The 14,886-nt window shown below is 37.0% G+C and carries 14 protein-coding genes and 2 pseudogenes; 7 read left to right on the top strand and 9 right to left on the bottom strand.

What is annotated here, in order from left to right:
• Together BAU16_RS02215 and BAU16_RS02210 are read left to right on the top strand one after the other, a co-directional pair.
• On the top strand, positions 1–145 hold a 145-nt coding region (locus tag BAU16_RS02215; protein WP_161526356.1), incomplete at its 5' end, for an IS3 family transposase.
• 188 nt (positions 146–333) lie between these two features.
• Positions 334–513: pseudogene (locus tag BAU16_RS02210) on the top strand (ABC transporter permease); the annotation flags it as partial.
• Positions 514–556: 43 nt separating this feature from the next.
• Here the strand turns inward: BAU16_RS02210 and dagF are convergent.
• The 8 genes and pseudogenes from dagF to BAU16_RS02170 form a co-directional block, all read right to left on the bottom strand.
• Positions 557–1,297: a 2-dehydro-3-deoxy-phosphogluconate aldolase gene (gene dagF, locus BAU16_RS02205; RefSeq protein ID WP_161526355.1), complete on the bottom strand. Its 741-nt coding sequence runs from the start codon at positions 1,295–1,297 to the stop codon at positions 557–559.
• A gap of 3 nt (positions 1,298–1,300) precedes the next feature.
• Positions 1,301–2,401 carry a DgaE family pyridoxal phosphate-dependent ammonia lyase gene (locus tag BAU16_RS02200; protein ID WP_161526354.1) on the bottom strand — a complete coding sequence of 367 codons (1,101 nt, stop codon included), beginning with the start codon at positions 2,399–2,401 and terminating at the stop codon, positions 1,301–1,303.
• Between the two features lie 24 nt (positions 2,402–2,425).
• Positions 2,426–3,277 (bottom strand): PTS system mannose/fructose/sorbose family transporter subunit IID, encoded by an 852-nt coding sequence (locus BAU16_RS02195; protein WP_161526353.1) that lies wholly within the window; start codon positions 3,275–3,277, stop codon positions 2,426–2,428.
• Complete coding sequence (locus BAU16_RS02190) at positions 3,277–4,029, bottom strand: PTS mannose/fructose/sorbose/N-acetylgalactosamine transporter subunit IIC (RefSeq protein ID WP_127977973.1); 753 nt, start codon at positions 4,027–4,029, stop codon at positions 3,277–3,279. Before BAU16_RS02190 ends, BAU16_RS02195 begins: the two co-directional genes overlap by 1 nt.
• A 16-nt stretch (positions 4,030–4,045) precedes the next feature.
• Positions 4,046–4,540 (bottom strand): PTS system mannose/fructose/N-acetylgalactosamine-transporter subunit IIB, encoded by a 495-nt coding sequence (locus tag BAU16_RS02185; protein ID WP_161526352.1) that lies wholly within the window; start codon positions 4,538–4,540, stop codon positions 4,046–4,048.
• Between the two features lie 12 nt (positions 4,541–4,552).
• Positions 4,553–4,960 (bottom strand): PTS sugar transporter subunit IIA, encoded by a 408-nt coding sequence (locus BAU16_RS02180; protein WP_016179666.1) that lies wholly within the window; start codon positions 4,958–4,960, stop codon positions 4,553–4,555.
• A 101-nt stretch (positions 4,961–5,061) separates the two neighbouring features.
• Entirely contained in the window at positions 5,062–7,881 is a 2,820-nt protein-coding gene (locus BAU16_RS02175) for a sigma 54-interacting transcriptional regulator (protein WP_161526351.1), read from the bottom strand.
• Between the two features lie 303 nt (positions 7,882–8,184).
• Positions 8,185–8,832, bottom strand: a pseudogene (locus tag BAU16_RS02170) (IS6 family transposase).
• Between the two features lie 553 nt (positions 8,833–9,385).
• On the opposite strand from BAU16_RS02170, the gene BAU16_RS02165 reads away from it, so the two are divergent.
• The 5 genes from BAU16_RS02165 to BAU16_RS02145 all read left to right on the top strand — a co-directional run bounded on the left by BAU16_RS02165 (position 9,386) and on the right by BAU16_RS02145 (position 13,475).
• Positions 9,386–10,198: a ParA family protein gene (locus tag BAU16_RS02165; RefSeq protein ID WP_002287942.1), complete on the top strand. Its 813-nt coding sequence runs from the start codon at positions 9,386–9,388 to the stop codon at positions 10,196–10,198.
• A 16-nt stretch (positions 10,199–10,214) separates the two neighbouring features.
• Positions 10,215–10,640, top strand: coding sequence for a hypothetical protein (locus tag BAU16_RS02160; RefSeq protein WP_002389872.1), 426 nt, complete (start codon positions 10,215–10,217; stop codon positions 10,638–10,640).
• A 592-nt stretch (positions 10,641–11,232) separates the two neighbouring features.
• A complete protein-coding gene (locus BAU16_RS02155; protein ID WP_161526350.1) occupies positions 11,233–12,732 on the top strand; it encodes a primase C-terminal domain-containing protein in 1,500 nt (499 codons plus the stop codon).
• A 137-nt stretch (positions 12,733–12,869) separates the two neighbouring features.
• Positions 12,870–13,157: a PrgN protein gene (locus BAU16_RS02150; RefSeq protein WP_012481689.1), complete on the top strand. Its 288-nt coding sequence runs from the start codon at positions 12,870–12,872 to the stop codon at positions 13,155–13,157.
• A gap of 3 nt (positions 13,158–13,160) precedes the next feature.
• The gene (locus BAU16_RS02145; protein ID WP_091898667.1) at positions 13,161–13,475 is read left to right on the top strand and encodes a hypothetical protein; all 315 of its coding nucleotides are present in this window, start codon (positions 13,161–13,163) and stop codon (positions 13,473–13,475) included.
• A 41-nt stretch (positions 13,476–13,516) separates the two neighbouring features.
• Here the strand turns inward: BAU16_RS02145 and BAU16_RS02140 are convergent, their stop codons facing one another.
• A complete protein-coding gene (locus tag BAU16_RS02140; protein ID WP_237579198.1) occupies positions 13,517–13,834 on the bottom strand; it encodes a hypothetical protein in 318 nt (105 codons plus the stop codon).
• Between the last annotated feature and the right edge of the window lie 1,052 nt (positions 13,835–14,886).

Here is a 14,886-nt window from a genome sequence, read left to right as displayed (position 1 = left end):
AAAACTTTGCAACAGAACCTTTCATTCTATTCTGAAGAGAGAGTATGTGAATTTTCAAAATTTCCAATCATTAGATGAAGCAATTGTCGGAATTGACAGTTATATCCGCTGGTACAATAATGACCGCATTTCAATGGTTTCCTAGCGATAGACCCGTACCGTTTTTTTAATTCATCTAAAAACGGTTATTTGAGTTGTTTTTTTCTGGAAGATACACGAGTAAAATTAGGAAAAGTGTTTTTTACTATTCATTTTTATATTGAATTAAGTATTAACGTATTTTTTTTGGAAAGTATTCGTCTTTTCTTGTCCGGATTATTGACATAGGAACCCTGGCAAGCTGTCTCAAAAATTAATCCGATCGTTTACATGATCTCTGGTTTTCGTTATGGCTTCCTTGGTGTGATGGATGTGTCAATCGTTGTTTCAATGTCCATTTTAGTATTATTTATCGTTGTGATTTATAGCGTCTACTGGTATTTGATTGATCGTGGACGTGGGTTGAGAAGTTAAAAAAGAGTTGAATTTGAGCGAGTAACTCAAATTCAACTCTTTTTTATTTTAGTGTTTGCTTCATCAACTGCAACAGCTTTTGAACATCTCCCGGCTTCGTATCCCCTGTTTTAGAATCAATAATCGAACTATACACATGCGGGATAATTTTTTTCACTCCAGCATCAACTGCTATTTGCACAATCTCTGCAAAATTTGTTAAATCAATACCACCCGTCGGCTCTAGATAGAAATCGTACTTCACACAAGCGTCTGCAACTGCTTGATACTCCTCTTTATGAGCCAAGCCCTTCATAGGAAAATACTTTACTGAACTGCCACCCATATCCTGTAGCAATTTGATCGCAGTTTCAATCGGTACAATCGCTTCAGGTGCTTTTGAACTTAATGGGCCTGTCGCAATATTCACGTACCCAACTTTTCCCGTTGGTGAAACTAAACCATTCACGATTGTATCTGTTTGTCCCAAAAGTGCTCGTGAAGCCCCCACACCAGTGAATACTTGATTGACATGCTGTGGCTGCAAGAGAGCGGAAATTCTTGATACCATCTGGCTCTGATTGGGATCGCCAGCACCTAAACCGACGGACAAGGCATTATTGGTCGCTGCTTGATACAGCCTCATGTCCTCAATTGCCAATTCATCACTGGCATAGTTTTTCGATAATACGCCTAATACAATGTGCCCTTCTGCTGCTTTGTAACATTCCTTGGCATTTTCAACAGAGTTAGCTAAAACGTTCAAACAGATTCGATCTTCTAAATAATTTGGTCGCAATGACATACTTTAACCCCTTTTCTTCATAATTTCCTGCAAACGTCGAATGATTTTTTCCATCTCCAGCCCATTCACAGATCGGACATCAAATTCAATGATGCCATTGTTCGCTTGATATTCTCGGGTATAAATCGCCGGATTTTCTTCTTTTAGTTCGGTAATGATCTGCCTAGCTGATTTTTCTCCAAGTACTTTGACGCTTGCCCGATAAATGTCTCGTCCTGCACCATCTTGTACGATCTTTGCTTCTAAAGCTGGAATTTGATTCACCGCTGAGATAAACGGAGCCAATCGTTGCTTCATCGCTTTTCCCGATTCACTTCCGTGAGCTAAGTAATCCTCAACTGCTTGGGTAAAACCTAAAACATTGTCTTTCCCGATCTTCATGGATCGACCGATTCCTTTGCTTTGTAACCTCACCCATTCTACATATTGCTGCTTACCGATGATCAAGCCGGCACTAGGGCCTTCAATCGCCTTAGCCCCTGAATAAATCACTAGATCGGCGCCTGCTTGAGTATACTTAAAAAGATCCTCTTCCGCAGCCACATCAACAATCAAAGGGAGATCATATTTTCTGGCTACTCCGACTGCTTCTTCCACACTTAGCATACTTTTTTGGACCGTATGATGGCTCTTTATATACAAAATCGCCGCTGTTTCAGCCGTTATCATCATTTCTAAATGTTCCGCGGAACACATATTGGCATAGCCAGCCTCAACAACTGTTCCGCCACCTTGCTGGATCATGACTTCTACTGGTGTACCATAATCCACATTGTGACCCTTTGGAATAATAATCTCTCTTTTCGTGATCCTTGTTGTGTAGGGATGATACACGTGATAGATATCCCCTTCGCCAATCACGGCGGCAACAGATTGGGCAATCCCTGCTGAAGCAGAAGAGACGATTTGCGCATCTTCTGTTTCCAGCAGATTAGCGAGAAACTTGCCTGTTTGAACCATTAAATCGCTCATCTCAAAAAAATGTTCGCCACCAAATCGTTGCGCTTCCAACACCTTTTCCGATACCTTCGATACTCCTAAAATCGTCATTCGCCCAGAAGCATTGATCACTTCTTTTAAACCAAATTTTTCATAGCTAATCATGTTTACACCTTCAATTCAATTGTCTTATAATAATCCGAAGAATGAAGCGACGATACTTATCACCACGATCGTACCGATAATAATGCCGTATCTCGGTCCCTTTTTGACCATAAAAAAGTAGATGGCAAATACCGCGGTCAACGGCAACAGGCCTTTCACGATCTGATCAAAAACATCCTGCAAAATAATCGTTGCGCCGCCTGGAACTTTGAATTTCATTGGGCTTGTGATATTTACGTAACTAGCACTTAACGCTCCCATCATCATCATTCCCAAGACGTTCGCCGCATAAATTACCTGCTTGATCTTGCCATCCTTCAATAAGCTTAAAATCGAGTTACGTCCTAATGTATAAGATTTGTTGATCAACAACCAGCTGATATACATGGTAACAGCGGTATAAATCACGATTGGTCCAATACCGCCGATTGCATTTCCGCTAGACGCCATTGGAATAAAGATCGAGATGATCAACGGCATCACAGCAGCCCAAATAATTGAATCGCCGATCCCAGCCAAGGGTCCCATCAAACCCGTTTTGATTGAAGTGATCGCGGTATCGGTGATCGCTGCGCCATTGGATTTTTCTTCCTCCATCGCAATCACGATCCCTTGAATAGAAGAACCGATTGTGCCTTCTGTATTGAAAAAGTTTAGGTGGCGTTTCAATGCTTCTCGTTGCGCGTCTTCATCATCGGCATACAATTTCTTGACCGCCGGAATCATTGAGGCACAAAAAACTAAACTTTGCAGTCGTTCGTAAGAGTTGGATAACTCACAACCCAATTGATAAATCCAAAAGGAGCGAGACAATTCCTTTTTAGTAATTTTCTTTTGCTCTAATTGCTGTTCATTTTTTTCTGTCATTTGTTCCATTATGCAGCCGCCTCCTCTTCTAATGCTTTATTCCGAACCAAGAATGCTATGCAAATACCGATAATTGCTACAGCCATGACTTCCGCGCCAAAGTAAACAACCGCGACAAAGCCAATCAAGAAATAAGGGATTAAATGTTTCTTGCCAATCACCATGATGGTCAAGGCAAATCCAAGCGCTGGCAAGATACCACCCATCACTTCGAAACCGTGCATCAACCATTTTGGAATGACATCCAAGATTTGATTGACGATCGATTGACCGAAGAAATTCGCCGCAAATACAAGAGGAAAACGAATAACAAAACCAGCAAGTGCAGGATATAAAAACGCTGCGCGATAAATCCCTGAATAATTTAAATCCTCTGCATATTTGTCCGCCATGTGAACCCACGTTGCATTGATCGTCCGACGAAGCTGATCCATAAATACGCCCAACACACCGAATGGCACTGCCAAAGCAATCGCTGCCTCCGCGTTCATTCCTACTCCTAAAGCAATCGGGATCGCAATCGCTGAAGCTAAAGCCGGATCACTGGGAACATTGCCGCCTGGTGTCGAAGTTACACCCAAATAAACCAACTGAATCCCCGCACCAATCACCATTGCTTCAGATAATTTACCTGTCGCAATTCCTGCAATCAACGCCGCCGAAAGCGGCTGAGATAGCATCCCGGAAAATGTATAGCCAAAACGCAATCTCGCAAACCAATAGTACAAACCCATTACAATCGAAATACCTAGAACACCCATCGTTTATACGCCCCTTTTATAATGATTTATATTTTTCAATTAATTTTTGGATCGGCACCGGATTTTCTTCCGGAATCGCTTGGAAATACACATTGATTTCTTTAGCTAACAGCCCTTCTAAAATCGCCACATCCTCTTCGGATAAATTAATATTCTTCACGACATTTTTACGATTAGGTCCACCTCCTAATCCACCCACCTGAACACCTTCTGTGACAATTCCCGCTTCGACCATTTCTTTTAATGTAACTAAATCGGGAACCAGGAATAATACCTTACTACTTTTCGCCGTTGCTTCTTCCCAATAGCTTTTTACCGAATCGGTGCCTTTGATAATCACTTTTACGCCTGGAGGTGCTGCCATTAAATAAATGCTTTGTAAAAACTCATCCTGCTCCAGATCATCACTGACAACGACGATTTCATTAGCTGCTGATTGCTGCAACCACTTAGTCACCACCTGACCATGAATCAAGCGGCTATCTACTCTAGCTAACACAATTTTTGACATTTTACTCATCCTTTACTGTTTAATTGGTAATTCCAACAGTTGACAACTATCAACGACCGCCTTGTGAATCTCTTGGGCTATCCCCCGTGTAAAGCCGCCCGTTTCTTGTTTCATCACAGCTTCTAGCAACATCGACGCACACAAGCCTGAAATAGCGACAACTTTATAATCCTTCGACAAACGCAACGCTACATTACTCGGAGTCCCGCCTTTAATATCTGTTAGAATCAATAGATTCTCTTGCCATTCTAATTGCTCAATTTGTGTTTTGACTCGTTCTAAATATTCCGGTAAAGAATCTTCTGCGTTTAACGCCACTTCATGAACATTGCTGATTTCACCAACGATCATCTGAACACTTTTCAACAATTCCAATCCCCAACCATTATGAGTCAAAATTAAAATTGGTTGTTTTACCATACCCTCATTCCTCACTTCCGCTTACATTGTATTCACTTTCCTATAAAGCAATTGCTGTGCCAAAAAAATAACCCTTCAGGAAAAGGGCTATTTCATGCGTTTTACACACTAACTTCAAACAACAATTCATAAATATATTTGACTTCAAGAGGCGGAACGATGACATTGTATGACACTTCGATCGGTCGAAACGCCATTTTGATGACAGATGCCAGTTCTGGCAGTTCCCGATATGACAGTTCATAAGAGGTGTGGTCATATTCCGGATGTTGGATCTGCCGTTCGATCATACAAGCACAATGAATGATGAAACGCAGCAGTCTTTTTTCATCACTTTTCTTTTTCGTCTGCATACAGATGTCCGAATAAATCTTAGACAATTCGATTGTGATGCTTTTAGGATTTAAAATACTTAATAAATCCGTAATGGCTTCGATCGACAGTCCTTGAATATACTTAGCCGAAACCTTCTTTAATACCGCTTGATTCTCATCTTTGGTTAGATCATATCCTAACATTTGAAAGACTAACTTGATTCCTTGATCCGACAATAAATTATCCAGCGAAACAAAGGGAATATCTGGAATTTCCGTCTTCACAGTTCCAATGATTCCAACCAGCTTCTCATCTTCATGAACAAAAGAAAGTAAGCGGCTGAGATTCTCCAGCTCTTTTTTCTCAAGTGTAATAATTCGAACATTGGTCAACAATTCCTGCGGAAAGGTATTAAGCAGCAGCTTTTCAATTTTTAATGCTGTACCTAGCCCCGTTAGACAAGAAATTACTAGAACTTTGGAATCCTCAAAATTTCCTTTGCGACAAATCAGCGCCTTATGATTCTTCTCTTTTAGAACTGGCAATAGGTACTCAAAATTAGTCGATTCATAAATCGCCTCACGAGCAACCTCCAAAAGTGTTAATAGATTGATATTGCTAATCAAAAGTACCTCAATTTGAAATTCTTTACTGATAACATTACCAAAATAAACTAACGAACCAATATCGACCATCAGGATCAATTTGCTATAGCCATTCTCCCGGACGACATGGCGCACCTTATCCAACGTCTCCTCTACCGACTGATTGATTGGCATGTTGACTGAATTCATCAGACTGGTAGAAAAGAGCACATTCGTGTATTCCACCATACTGGACGCCGTCGCACTTCCATGAGCGACTACCACAATCCCGCATTTTTCATCCAGCTCATAGCGGCGATCCGTGGATTTGGTTTTACGGATGAATAAATCATAAAAAATAATCTCCGTATTGGGCAGTTTTAAAGAAAAATAATCCTCAATATAATGAACAATTTTTTCCGCCAACTGATAATTCTTGATTTTTCCAGAAAAAATATTTTTCGTCAGATTAAAAAAGTCTTCATGTATCTGAGCTGAGTAAAAGACGCTAGAATAGATATGGGCCGCTAAAACATCTTTCAAGTTTTCAGGCAGAAGAACAGCCATTTCTTGTTCGATATATTGAATGATTTGATTGATTTGGCTAAAGAACTGCTCATCAATATCCTGCTCCTCTGAAAATGATTGATTAAACAGATCCATATCATAAAGCTGATCCAGCTTGTTTTGCATAATCGCAACTGCATCTCTTGAAGAAATATTGACATTCTTAAGATCGGTATATTCCTTTAATAAGAAATTATAAAATCGATCATTCTGCTTATCCTTCACCTGCAGCAACTGCTCCACATGGTGATAAAAATAATCATGTTTAATGTTGATTCCGCGACTAGGAACGTACTCGTTCAATACGACAATGTTCTTCGTGTCTACAATATTTTCATCTAGCAAACCTAATGGAAGATCAATTTTTAATTCATGGGTTTCATAATCGATGGAATCGAGATACGCCTGAGCACAAATAAATTGAATCTCTGATTTCAGTTCACCAACATTTGCCTTATATTGGGAGAAGACCAAATATTTCAACGTATTATAAGAAATAAAAATATCTTTTTGAATCCCCTGACTTTCCTCCATGAAAAAGGTCAGAATCAATTGGATCTTCTCTTTGATGGAACGTTCAGATAAGCTGGGAATATGCAGATTGACTGGAATTCGACGTAAAAAAGTTTTCAAAAAGGTCTTTTCCAGCTCTTCGGTCGTAGCAAAAATAAATTTGATGGACACATGCCGTTGATTCTCCGCTTCCCCCATTCGGGTAAAGTACCCTTTATCCAACAAAGTAAAGAGCTTTTCTTGCCCTTCGTTAGTCAAGCGATGGACTTCATCTAAAAAGAAAAAGCCTCCATCTGCTAATTCAATCAATCCTTGATGGTCATTGTCTGCTCCTGTAAAGCTGCCTTTTTTATAGCCAAATAAATGAGAAGTTAATAGCTCAGGATTATTGAAATATTCCGCACAGTTAAAATAAATGAACGGTACTTTTGTTTCAGTCTTCGACTCGAAAAACTCATGTAAATGTTCTGCTAATAAGGTCTTTCCAACACCGGATTCCCCTGTCAGCATAATGTTCAAGCCTTTTGGCGGGTATAAAACAGCTGCCTTCAGTTTTTTGATGCTATCTGCTAGACTTCCATCGTATCCAATGACTTTTGAAAAAGGATTACTTCGAAACTCCTGCTTTAGCTGCTCCTTTTTCTCCATTTCTTGATGAATTTCTCTTTCAAGTTCGGTCAATGAAGCGTATTCATCTTTTCGAGGAGAAAAAGAAAAGGCCTTTTCCAAAATTGAGCGAGCAAAAAATAGCACTGGACGTGATTTCACTTTAATCACCTGATGAGTGCTGGTCAACTTTGATAAATCCTCACTAACCGCCGTTCGAGCATAATTGCTAGTTGTACAAATATCCTTCACTGTACAGCCATTTAAATTATGGACTGTTATAGGGTGCTGTTGATGAAATTCATACAAGTATTCAAAAATATTATCAATCCTCATAGTTTTCTCCTTCAAAAAGTCGTTAGCTTGTTTTTATCATCTAACGCGCTAGAAAGCAATACGTTTTTTATTGAAGCCTTCAGTCATCCATAAAAACTTTTCATAGATTAACGCTTGCCTAGAATTTCAACCTCTTCATCCCAAACCCAAATCGCCTGATGATCATTGATGATCGCTAATTTTTTCTGTGCCTGATTTTCTTGTCCGAATTATTGACACAGGAACCATGTGTATGTTGATGTGTGTGTTGGTTCTGTTGCAAAGTTTTAAATAAAGAATAAAATCCCTTACGGTATCTATGATTTAAGCTGGGATTCCCAATAATACCTTGATTTCAGTACAGACCGAAAACCCGAAGAGAGTGCCTTCTTTTCGGGTTTTCTTATATAATCCTCGGATGGCTTCCATGCCTTTAATCGTGGTAGAGGCAGTGCGTAAACTTCGATAGAATTTATTGCGTCTCTTTACTGGACGATGGTCTTGTTCAATCAAATTATTCAGGTATTTAATGGTACGATGTTCTGTCCCTTGATAAAAGCCGTATTCTTTTAGTTTCTTAAAGGCACTTGTAATAGAGGGGCTTTATCTGTGACTACAACCTTCGGTTCATCAAACTGCTTCACTAACCGCTTAAGAAAAGCATAGGCTGCTTGTGTGTCCCGTTTTTTACGTAACCAAATATCCAAGGTTAAACCATCTGCATCGATGGCTCGATACAAATAATGCCATTTTCCATGAATAAAAGGATTTTTTATTTTTCTTTTTCCAAATTTGATAGAGTAGTTTGCCATATTCTTGCACCCAACGATAAATCGTCGTATGAGAAACGTTAATGCCACGATCATATAAGATTTCTTGAACTTCACGATAGCTAAGGTTATAACGAAGATAGTAGCCTACGGCTACAATAATCACATCCTGCTGAAATTGCTTTCCTTTAAAATGATTCATCGTCATTCCTCCTGCTATCTTTTTCTATTATTCTACCTTATTTGATAGTAGATTTAAAACTTTGCAACAGAACCAAAAATATTATTATAGATTAGTCTTCAATAAATTATAATAAGATATACTATAATTAAGTATATCTTATACCATAAACGTTATTTTGAAATTTTATCAGAATGATTTTTTTTACGTCAGCCAAACACTGAATCAAGACATTTGTTGTATGAATCTGCTATTAAATGAAATATAGCAGAAATAATAAATATATTTTGTGTAACTTATATATTAAATAATAAAGTATAAGTTATACGTTTAATTAAGTATAACTTATACCATAAACATTATTTTTAAATTTCATCAGAATGGTTTTTTACGTCAGCCGGAACACTAATTCAAGGGATTTGTAGTCTATATCTGCTATTAAATGAAACGTATCAGATATATTGAATATATTAAGTATAACTTATACTTAATATATAAAGTATAAAATAAATATTGAATAAAATAAATATATAAGTTATACTTTAAATAAAGATTAAAGAAAGTAGGTAAAAATATGACAGCAACTACTTATACAGTCGGGAACTTTAAAGGTGGAGTAGGAAAAACCAAGATAGTTACAATGCTAGCTTTTGATAATGCTGTAGTAAATAAGAAAAAAACACTGGTAATAGATATTGATCCGCAAGCCAACGCTTCACAAATATTAGCAAGAACTGTTGACTTAGATCATATTGATAAAACAATAGTTGATGGAATCAACGAAGAAAATCTTTCAATTTGTATAACGCCGATTATGGAAAATCTAGATTTAATTGCATGTGATACAAGTTTTAGATCATTTTCTAACTATGTTATTGCTAACTTCGAAGATGAGAAAGAACAAATCATGGTTTTAGAAAAATTGTTGGAACCTATTAAAGAAAATTATGAGACTATTTTTATTGATGTGCCTCCAACTATTAGTGCATATTCAGATAATGCTATGGCGGCCTCTGATTATAGTATAATAGCTTTTCAAACACAAGAGGAATCGTTAGATGGAATTGGAAAATATGTTGGGTACCAAAAATTTATGATTAACAACTACGATATTGATCTTGAAGTGATATCTATAATTGCATGCATGCTTGAACCAGACGATGATTTAGATAAAAGTGTATTGAGCGAGGCTATGGATTTATATGGATCCGCTGTATCGAAGAATATTGTTAATTTCCAAAAACGACTAAAACGTTATTCTAGAGAAGGAATATCTTTGAAAAAGTATCGAAACGGAAATTATGATCAATGGGACTATAGGGCACATGAACCGTTTATAAAAATACTAGCCGAACTTGAATCACGCAGAAAAATATTTGAAGAATAGCTAGGAGGGAAAGAATATGAGTGAAAGGAAAGAATTTAATGTTGATACCAAAGTTGATACAGAATATGCTGGTCTCTTACAACCAGGAATAAAAAAGAAAAAATCTGTATCAATTAGAGGAGAAAACGAATTTGGATACTCTTCTTTGATGAATAAGAAACCAAAAGCGATTACTTCAGTAGCAAGTAAAAAACGAGGACGTCCTATAGAAATCACAGATGAGAGATTTAAAGTTACAAAACCCAAAAAAATATCTCCTGCTTTGGAGTCAAAATTAAACGTACTACAAGACTACGTTGAGGAACTTCAATCAGTTCAGGGGAGGATTACCTTTGAAAAACTTATTGACACTTTATCGGAAGCGTATATTACACAAAAATTAGGTGTGGCGAAAGAGGAACACTTGAGAGAAGAAATAAAAGATGCATTTGATAAGCTTTAATTTTTTTAAGTCATTCAACAATAAAAGTATAAGTTATTACTGATTACCAAAACATAAAGTATAAGTTATACTTTATGTTTTATCGTCACAAAATATTTGTTGTCAGGGAAAGCTTATTTTGAAGGTATCGTTTTATTACCTAATGAAGTGATTTAAAGTATAAGATATACAATAATGTCTAATTAGGTATAACTTATATGAGGTTTATTTAAGTATAACTTATACTTTATTAAAATTTCTTCTTGTACAAATTTAGCTGTTTTGTTATATTCAAATAAATAATACATATAAAAAAGAGACGGATAAAAAAGTGAATTTGGCCTCACTTCTTCATCTGAATCACATACAACAACTATGTGTTCTCGTTCGTCTCATGGAAATTATGTAAGTGGCTGGAAACCACTTATGTGATTTGAATAAATCTATTCGGACTACCAATCCGAACCTATAGGTTTATTTTACCATTTTTTGACGAGCAACTCAATATATATACGCTTATTTTGTCATTCCTTTGAGACTTCTAAGCCATTGAGAGAACACAAATCTTTAAGATTATTTGTGTTCTCTTTTTGTTTAGGAAGGAATAACAGTCATGGCAGCTTCTTTGGATGTCGTATATTCGACGGTATTACAAAATGGTATCCGTAAATTTAAATATAAAAACAGCCACTTAAAACCGGTCTCTTTTAGTGATCAGTCGGGAAAGGGGGCTATTTTTGCGTACCGTTCAAAGGAACACATGATCGAGGGGATTGGACTAGTGATCACTTCAGAAGAAGGGGTGATCGAAAACAATAGTCGATTCACTCATTGGACACCAAATGTATTTCGCTATGGAACGTATGCTGATGAAGCCAGAATGTTTACAAAAGGTCATTCTGAGGACAATTTGCGTCAAATCAATACTTTCTTTGTTGATTTTGACACATTGGATCCAAACTTTGACTATGGAGAAATTATCTTGGCCAGTCACGAGATCGGCTTTATGCCGACAATGATTCTACGTACACCGCATGGATTTCAAGCTTTCTATGTACTAGACAAGCCTGCATACGTGACGAAGAAATCAAATTTTAAAGTGATCAATGTGGCCAAAATGATCTCAAAAAATCTAAGAAACAAATTTTCAAATGATTATCGGTTTCCTGTTGATGTAAATGCCAATCATTTTGGGATCACACGAATGCCTTCTGAAGAGAATGTTTTATTCTTTGAACCACAGTATCGTTATAGTTTCGAAGAATGGATCGACTGGTCAATGAGAGAAGATGCGGACAAAAAAGCGGAGATCAAGAACGTTTTTGTATTACCATCTACTCAAGAATTTCGTCAAGTCGATGAACCCTGGTTCCAGCTGTTGCTAAAAAGTCAAAAAATACAAGGTGAAAAGGGCGTATATGGTCGAAATAATGTCATATTCACCTTGTCTTTGGCATACTTTTCGTCAGGATACGAGGTAGAAGCATGTGAATTGACGATGTTAGAATTCAATGACCGCTTGGCTAACCCTTTATCTGATCGAGAATTAACCAGAATCATTCGTTCCGCTTACTCCGGAAAATATCAAGCAGCACACAGAGAAAAAATTGTCCTATTATGCCAAGAGTGGGTCGATGTCAATCTTTCTGAAGAGCAGCTATTCAACAAAAAACGGGGTTGGTGGAAGTTTAAGAAAGAGCGAGCAGTACGAAAGTATTCTCATAGTCATGAATGGGCAGAAGATCTATTGTCTTATTTGAATGAGCAATCCTATGAAGAACAACCATACATTATTTCTACAAAAAAAGAGTTAACTGAAAGTTTAAAGATCCCAAAACGCTCCCTGGACAAAGTACTGAAGCAGCTAAAAGAAGAGAACAAAATTCATTTTCGTGTTCGTGCTGGTAGGAATGGAGGTATTATGCTAGCTTCGATACATGGATTGATGCGCTCCGTTATCCGGCTAAAAAAAGAAAGCCAGGGGGCTTATTTCGCTGCGATCTCAGAAGCTTTTGGAAGAGAATACATGTTTATCCAGACAGCACTGAAACGCTTGATAGAACCCAATAAGATCGGCGTGCAAACAGATTTGTTCAGGATCGATACAGGTTGAAATTAAAAGGTGCAAATTGCCTATTACATTATATCTATGATACGTTTCTTCTTTTTTCTCCGCCTTGCTTGCTGGTCTTAAGAAAGAGTAGTATTATTATCGCAAACGTAATAATATGGGGGGAGGTCTTTCTGACTATGAGTATCAATACCTTTGTATATCCCTACCCGATCAATGTATTTATTATTTCGCGGTTAGGTATGACAGTAGAACAATTTTGTGAGTTGCATGGCTATAAGCAGAGTACAGTAGCAAGTTGGGTAACAAGAAACCGTACCGTAAAGACGTTGCCTTGTGATTTTTTGTATTGTCTAAGCCTTTCTTCAGGCTGGTCAATGGATGATGTTTATCGTCATTTATTGGTGTTGGAGGAGAGGTTTTTAAAGAGTATTGATCCCAAGAAGAAGAAAGAGCAGGTGGATTGATGAATGATTGAGGAGGAAATAGCTGAGCTTAATAGGATCAAAGAATGGGCTGTTATTTTGAAAATCTATTATGGTATTCTGATTCTTTCTTTTATTACGGCCGGATTAGTTTCTCTTTTATTGGTTCTTTTATCGTTATGGACGAATATGATGCTATTTTTGTCTTTACTTTTACTGTTTTTCTTAGGATTAGGGGGAGTAGGTACTGCTATTTTGGATGACTATAAGTGGTCGTTGTTTAGTGGAATTTGTAGGAGAATGAAAAAAAGTGCAACTGTTGAGTCTTATGAATGCTGGAAGAAGGAAATGAATGTGTAGAGGTATACAAAAGAGCCTAGCAATAGATACTAGGCTTTTTCCTATGGCTTTAAAATGTATACAGGTGGAATATGAATGTTGTTTGGACGATCAACGTTTCTGTCAGATAAACGTTGGAAAGCGCCGTGTAGACCTTTTACCAAATGACTGGATGGCAATAAATTGTGCCAATTTGTTACGATTTGATTTAATTTATTTAATCGATTCTGTTTTTCATTAAGTTGATCATCCATGTAAATATTTAGTACGTTTGTTAGGTATTGTGCCCACATTTTTAATTCGATAGAGTCCACATGGTCTGCTACGAAAGCTAGTTTTTCCAATATGAGTTTTGATTCTTCAAAGTACCCTAAGTCCATTAAGCAGTCAGATAAGTTTCCCAAGCAGATAGGGTAATATTTCTTGTAAAAATGGTTGAATGAGTCCATGACATTGAAGTCAACAGCAAGTAGTTTCTGGCTAATTATTGGCAGCTGGTCAATAGTTAATGGGGTAATAAAGTCTGCGAAAAATTGGAAATCATAAGAAGTCAGGTACGTGGCTTCTTATGATTTGATTTATAAGACCCAGGGCTTTAGTGATATCGATTTTAGGAATTTGAGTAGTGTCATTTGATAAAATTTTCTCAAGCAGCATTCTTAAACGGATTAGTGTCAAATTATTGTTTTCGTTTCTAAAACATCCTTGTATAGCAAGATAATTTGTTATACAAGGATGTTCAACAAGGTTGTAACTTTTTTTTGAGTGTTGTTGTCTTCGGATATCGAATTCAAGCAATCACTACTTATCACTAATATAACAAACACCGCATTGTTTTTTTGTGCACTTTAATAATCTATTCAACTAAGGAATTAAGCTGGCTGTCAAGAGAGTAATATCGTATTGAATCTCAGGTGGAAATTTTCTGCGGTATCTTTTTTGACTGAAATGACATTAGTGTCTTTTGGGGATTGTGTATGTAAGTATTTTTTAAAATCATTTTAACAAGTTTTGGACAAAAATTCTCATGAAAAAGCAGAATTTAAATAGCATGATAAATTAGAGAAGATAGTTTAATGTGCTTATAGGAACACCCCACTTTTACAGTCACAATCAATAACCTTGCTACTTTCTTTCGAAATTGATAAGAGTCTAAAGGATTGACAACGCTTGATAGTGAGCATAAACTTAATGTACGCTAGTTAGTTTACAAGTGCAAACTAAAAAAGTATGATGTGTCGTCTCTGAAATTCTCCCTGATTCAAGTCATAACCAGAGTACATATCGGTTATTTTTTGATTCCATATTTTTTCCTTTATGTGCTGAGGATTAAGGGGTACCAATTGTAATTGCGCGTTATATGGTCTTTGTTTAGAATCGCTCTCCAAAAAGCTAATTTTTTTGCATAGAATTTTAGATGTGGTACCATTAA

The organism is Enterococcus sp. JM9B, from assembly GCF_009933265.1.
Lineage (GTDB): Bacteria > Bacillota > Bacilli > Lactobacillales > Enterococcaceae > Enterococcus_C > Enterococcus_C songbeiensis.
This window is presented reverse-complemented; position numbering and strand designations above follow the sequence as displayed.

Coding starts and splice junctions, on each gene's coding strand:
- dagF (WP_161526355.1), bottom strand. CDS start 1,297: ATGTCATTGCGACCAAATTATTTAGAAGATCGAATCTGTTTGAACGTT.
- BAU16_RS02200 (WP_161526354.1), bottom strand. CDS start 2,401: ATGATTAGCTATGAAAAATTTGGTTTAAAAGAAGTGATCAATGCTTCT.
- BAU16_RS02195 (WP_161526353.1), bottom strand. CDS start 3,277: ATGGAACAAATGACAGAAAAAAATGAACAGCAATTAGAGCAAAAGAAA.
- BAU16_RS02190 (WP_127977973.1), bottom strand. CDS start 4,029: ATGGGTGTTCTAGGTATTTCGATTGTAATGGGTTTGTACTATTGGTTT.
- BAU16_RS02185 (WP_161526352.1), bottom strand. CDS start 4,540: ATGTCAAAAATTGTGTTAGCTAGAGTAGATAGCCGCTTGATTCATGGT.
- BAU16_RS02180 (WP_016179666.1), bottom strand. CDS start 4,960: ATGGTAAAACAACCAATTTTAATTTTGACTCATAATGGTTGGGGATTG.
- BAU16_RS02175 (WP_161526351.1), bottom strand. CDS start 7,881: ATGAGGATTGATAATATTTTTGAATACTTGTATGAATTTCATCAACAG.
- BAU16_RS02165 (WP_002287942.1), top strand. CDS start 9,386: ATGACAGCAACTACTTATACAGTCGGGAACTTTAAAGGTGGAGTAGGA.
- BAU16_RS02160 (WP_002389872.1), top strand. CDS start 10,215: ATGAGTGAAAGGAAAGAATTTAATGTTGATACCAAAGTTGATACAGAA.
- BAU16_RS02155 (WP_161526350.1), top strand. CDS start 11,233: ATGGCAGCTTCTTTGGATGTCGTATATTCGACGGTATTACAAAATGGT.
- BAU16_RS02150 (WP_012481689.1), top strand. CDS start 12,870: ATGAGTATCAATACCTTTGTATATCCCTACCCGATCAATGTATTTATT.
- BAU16_RS02145 (WP_091898667.1), top strand. CDS start 13,161: ATGATTGAGGAGGAAATAGCTGAGCTTAATAGGATCAAAGAATGGGCT.
- BAU16_RS02140 (WP_237579198.1), bottom strand. CDS start 13,834: ATGGACTTAGGGTACTTTGAAGAATCAAAACTCATATTGGAAAAACTA.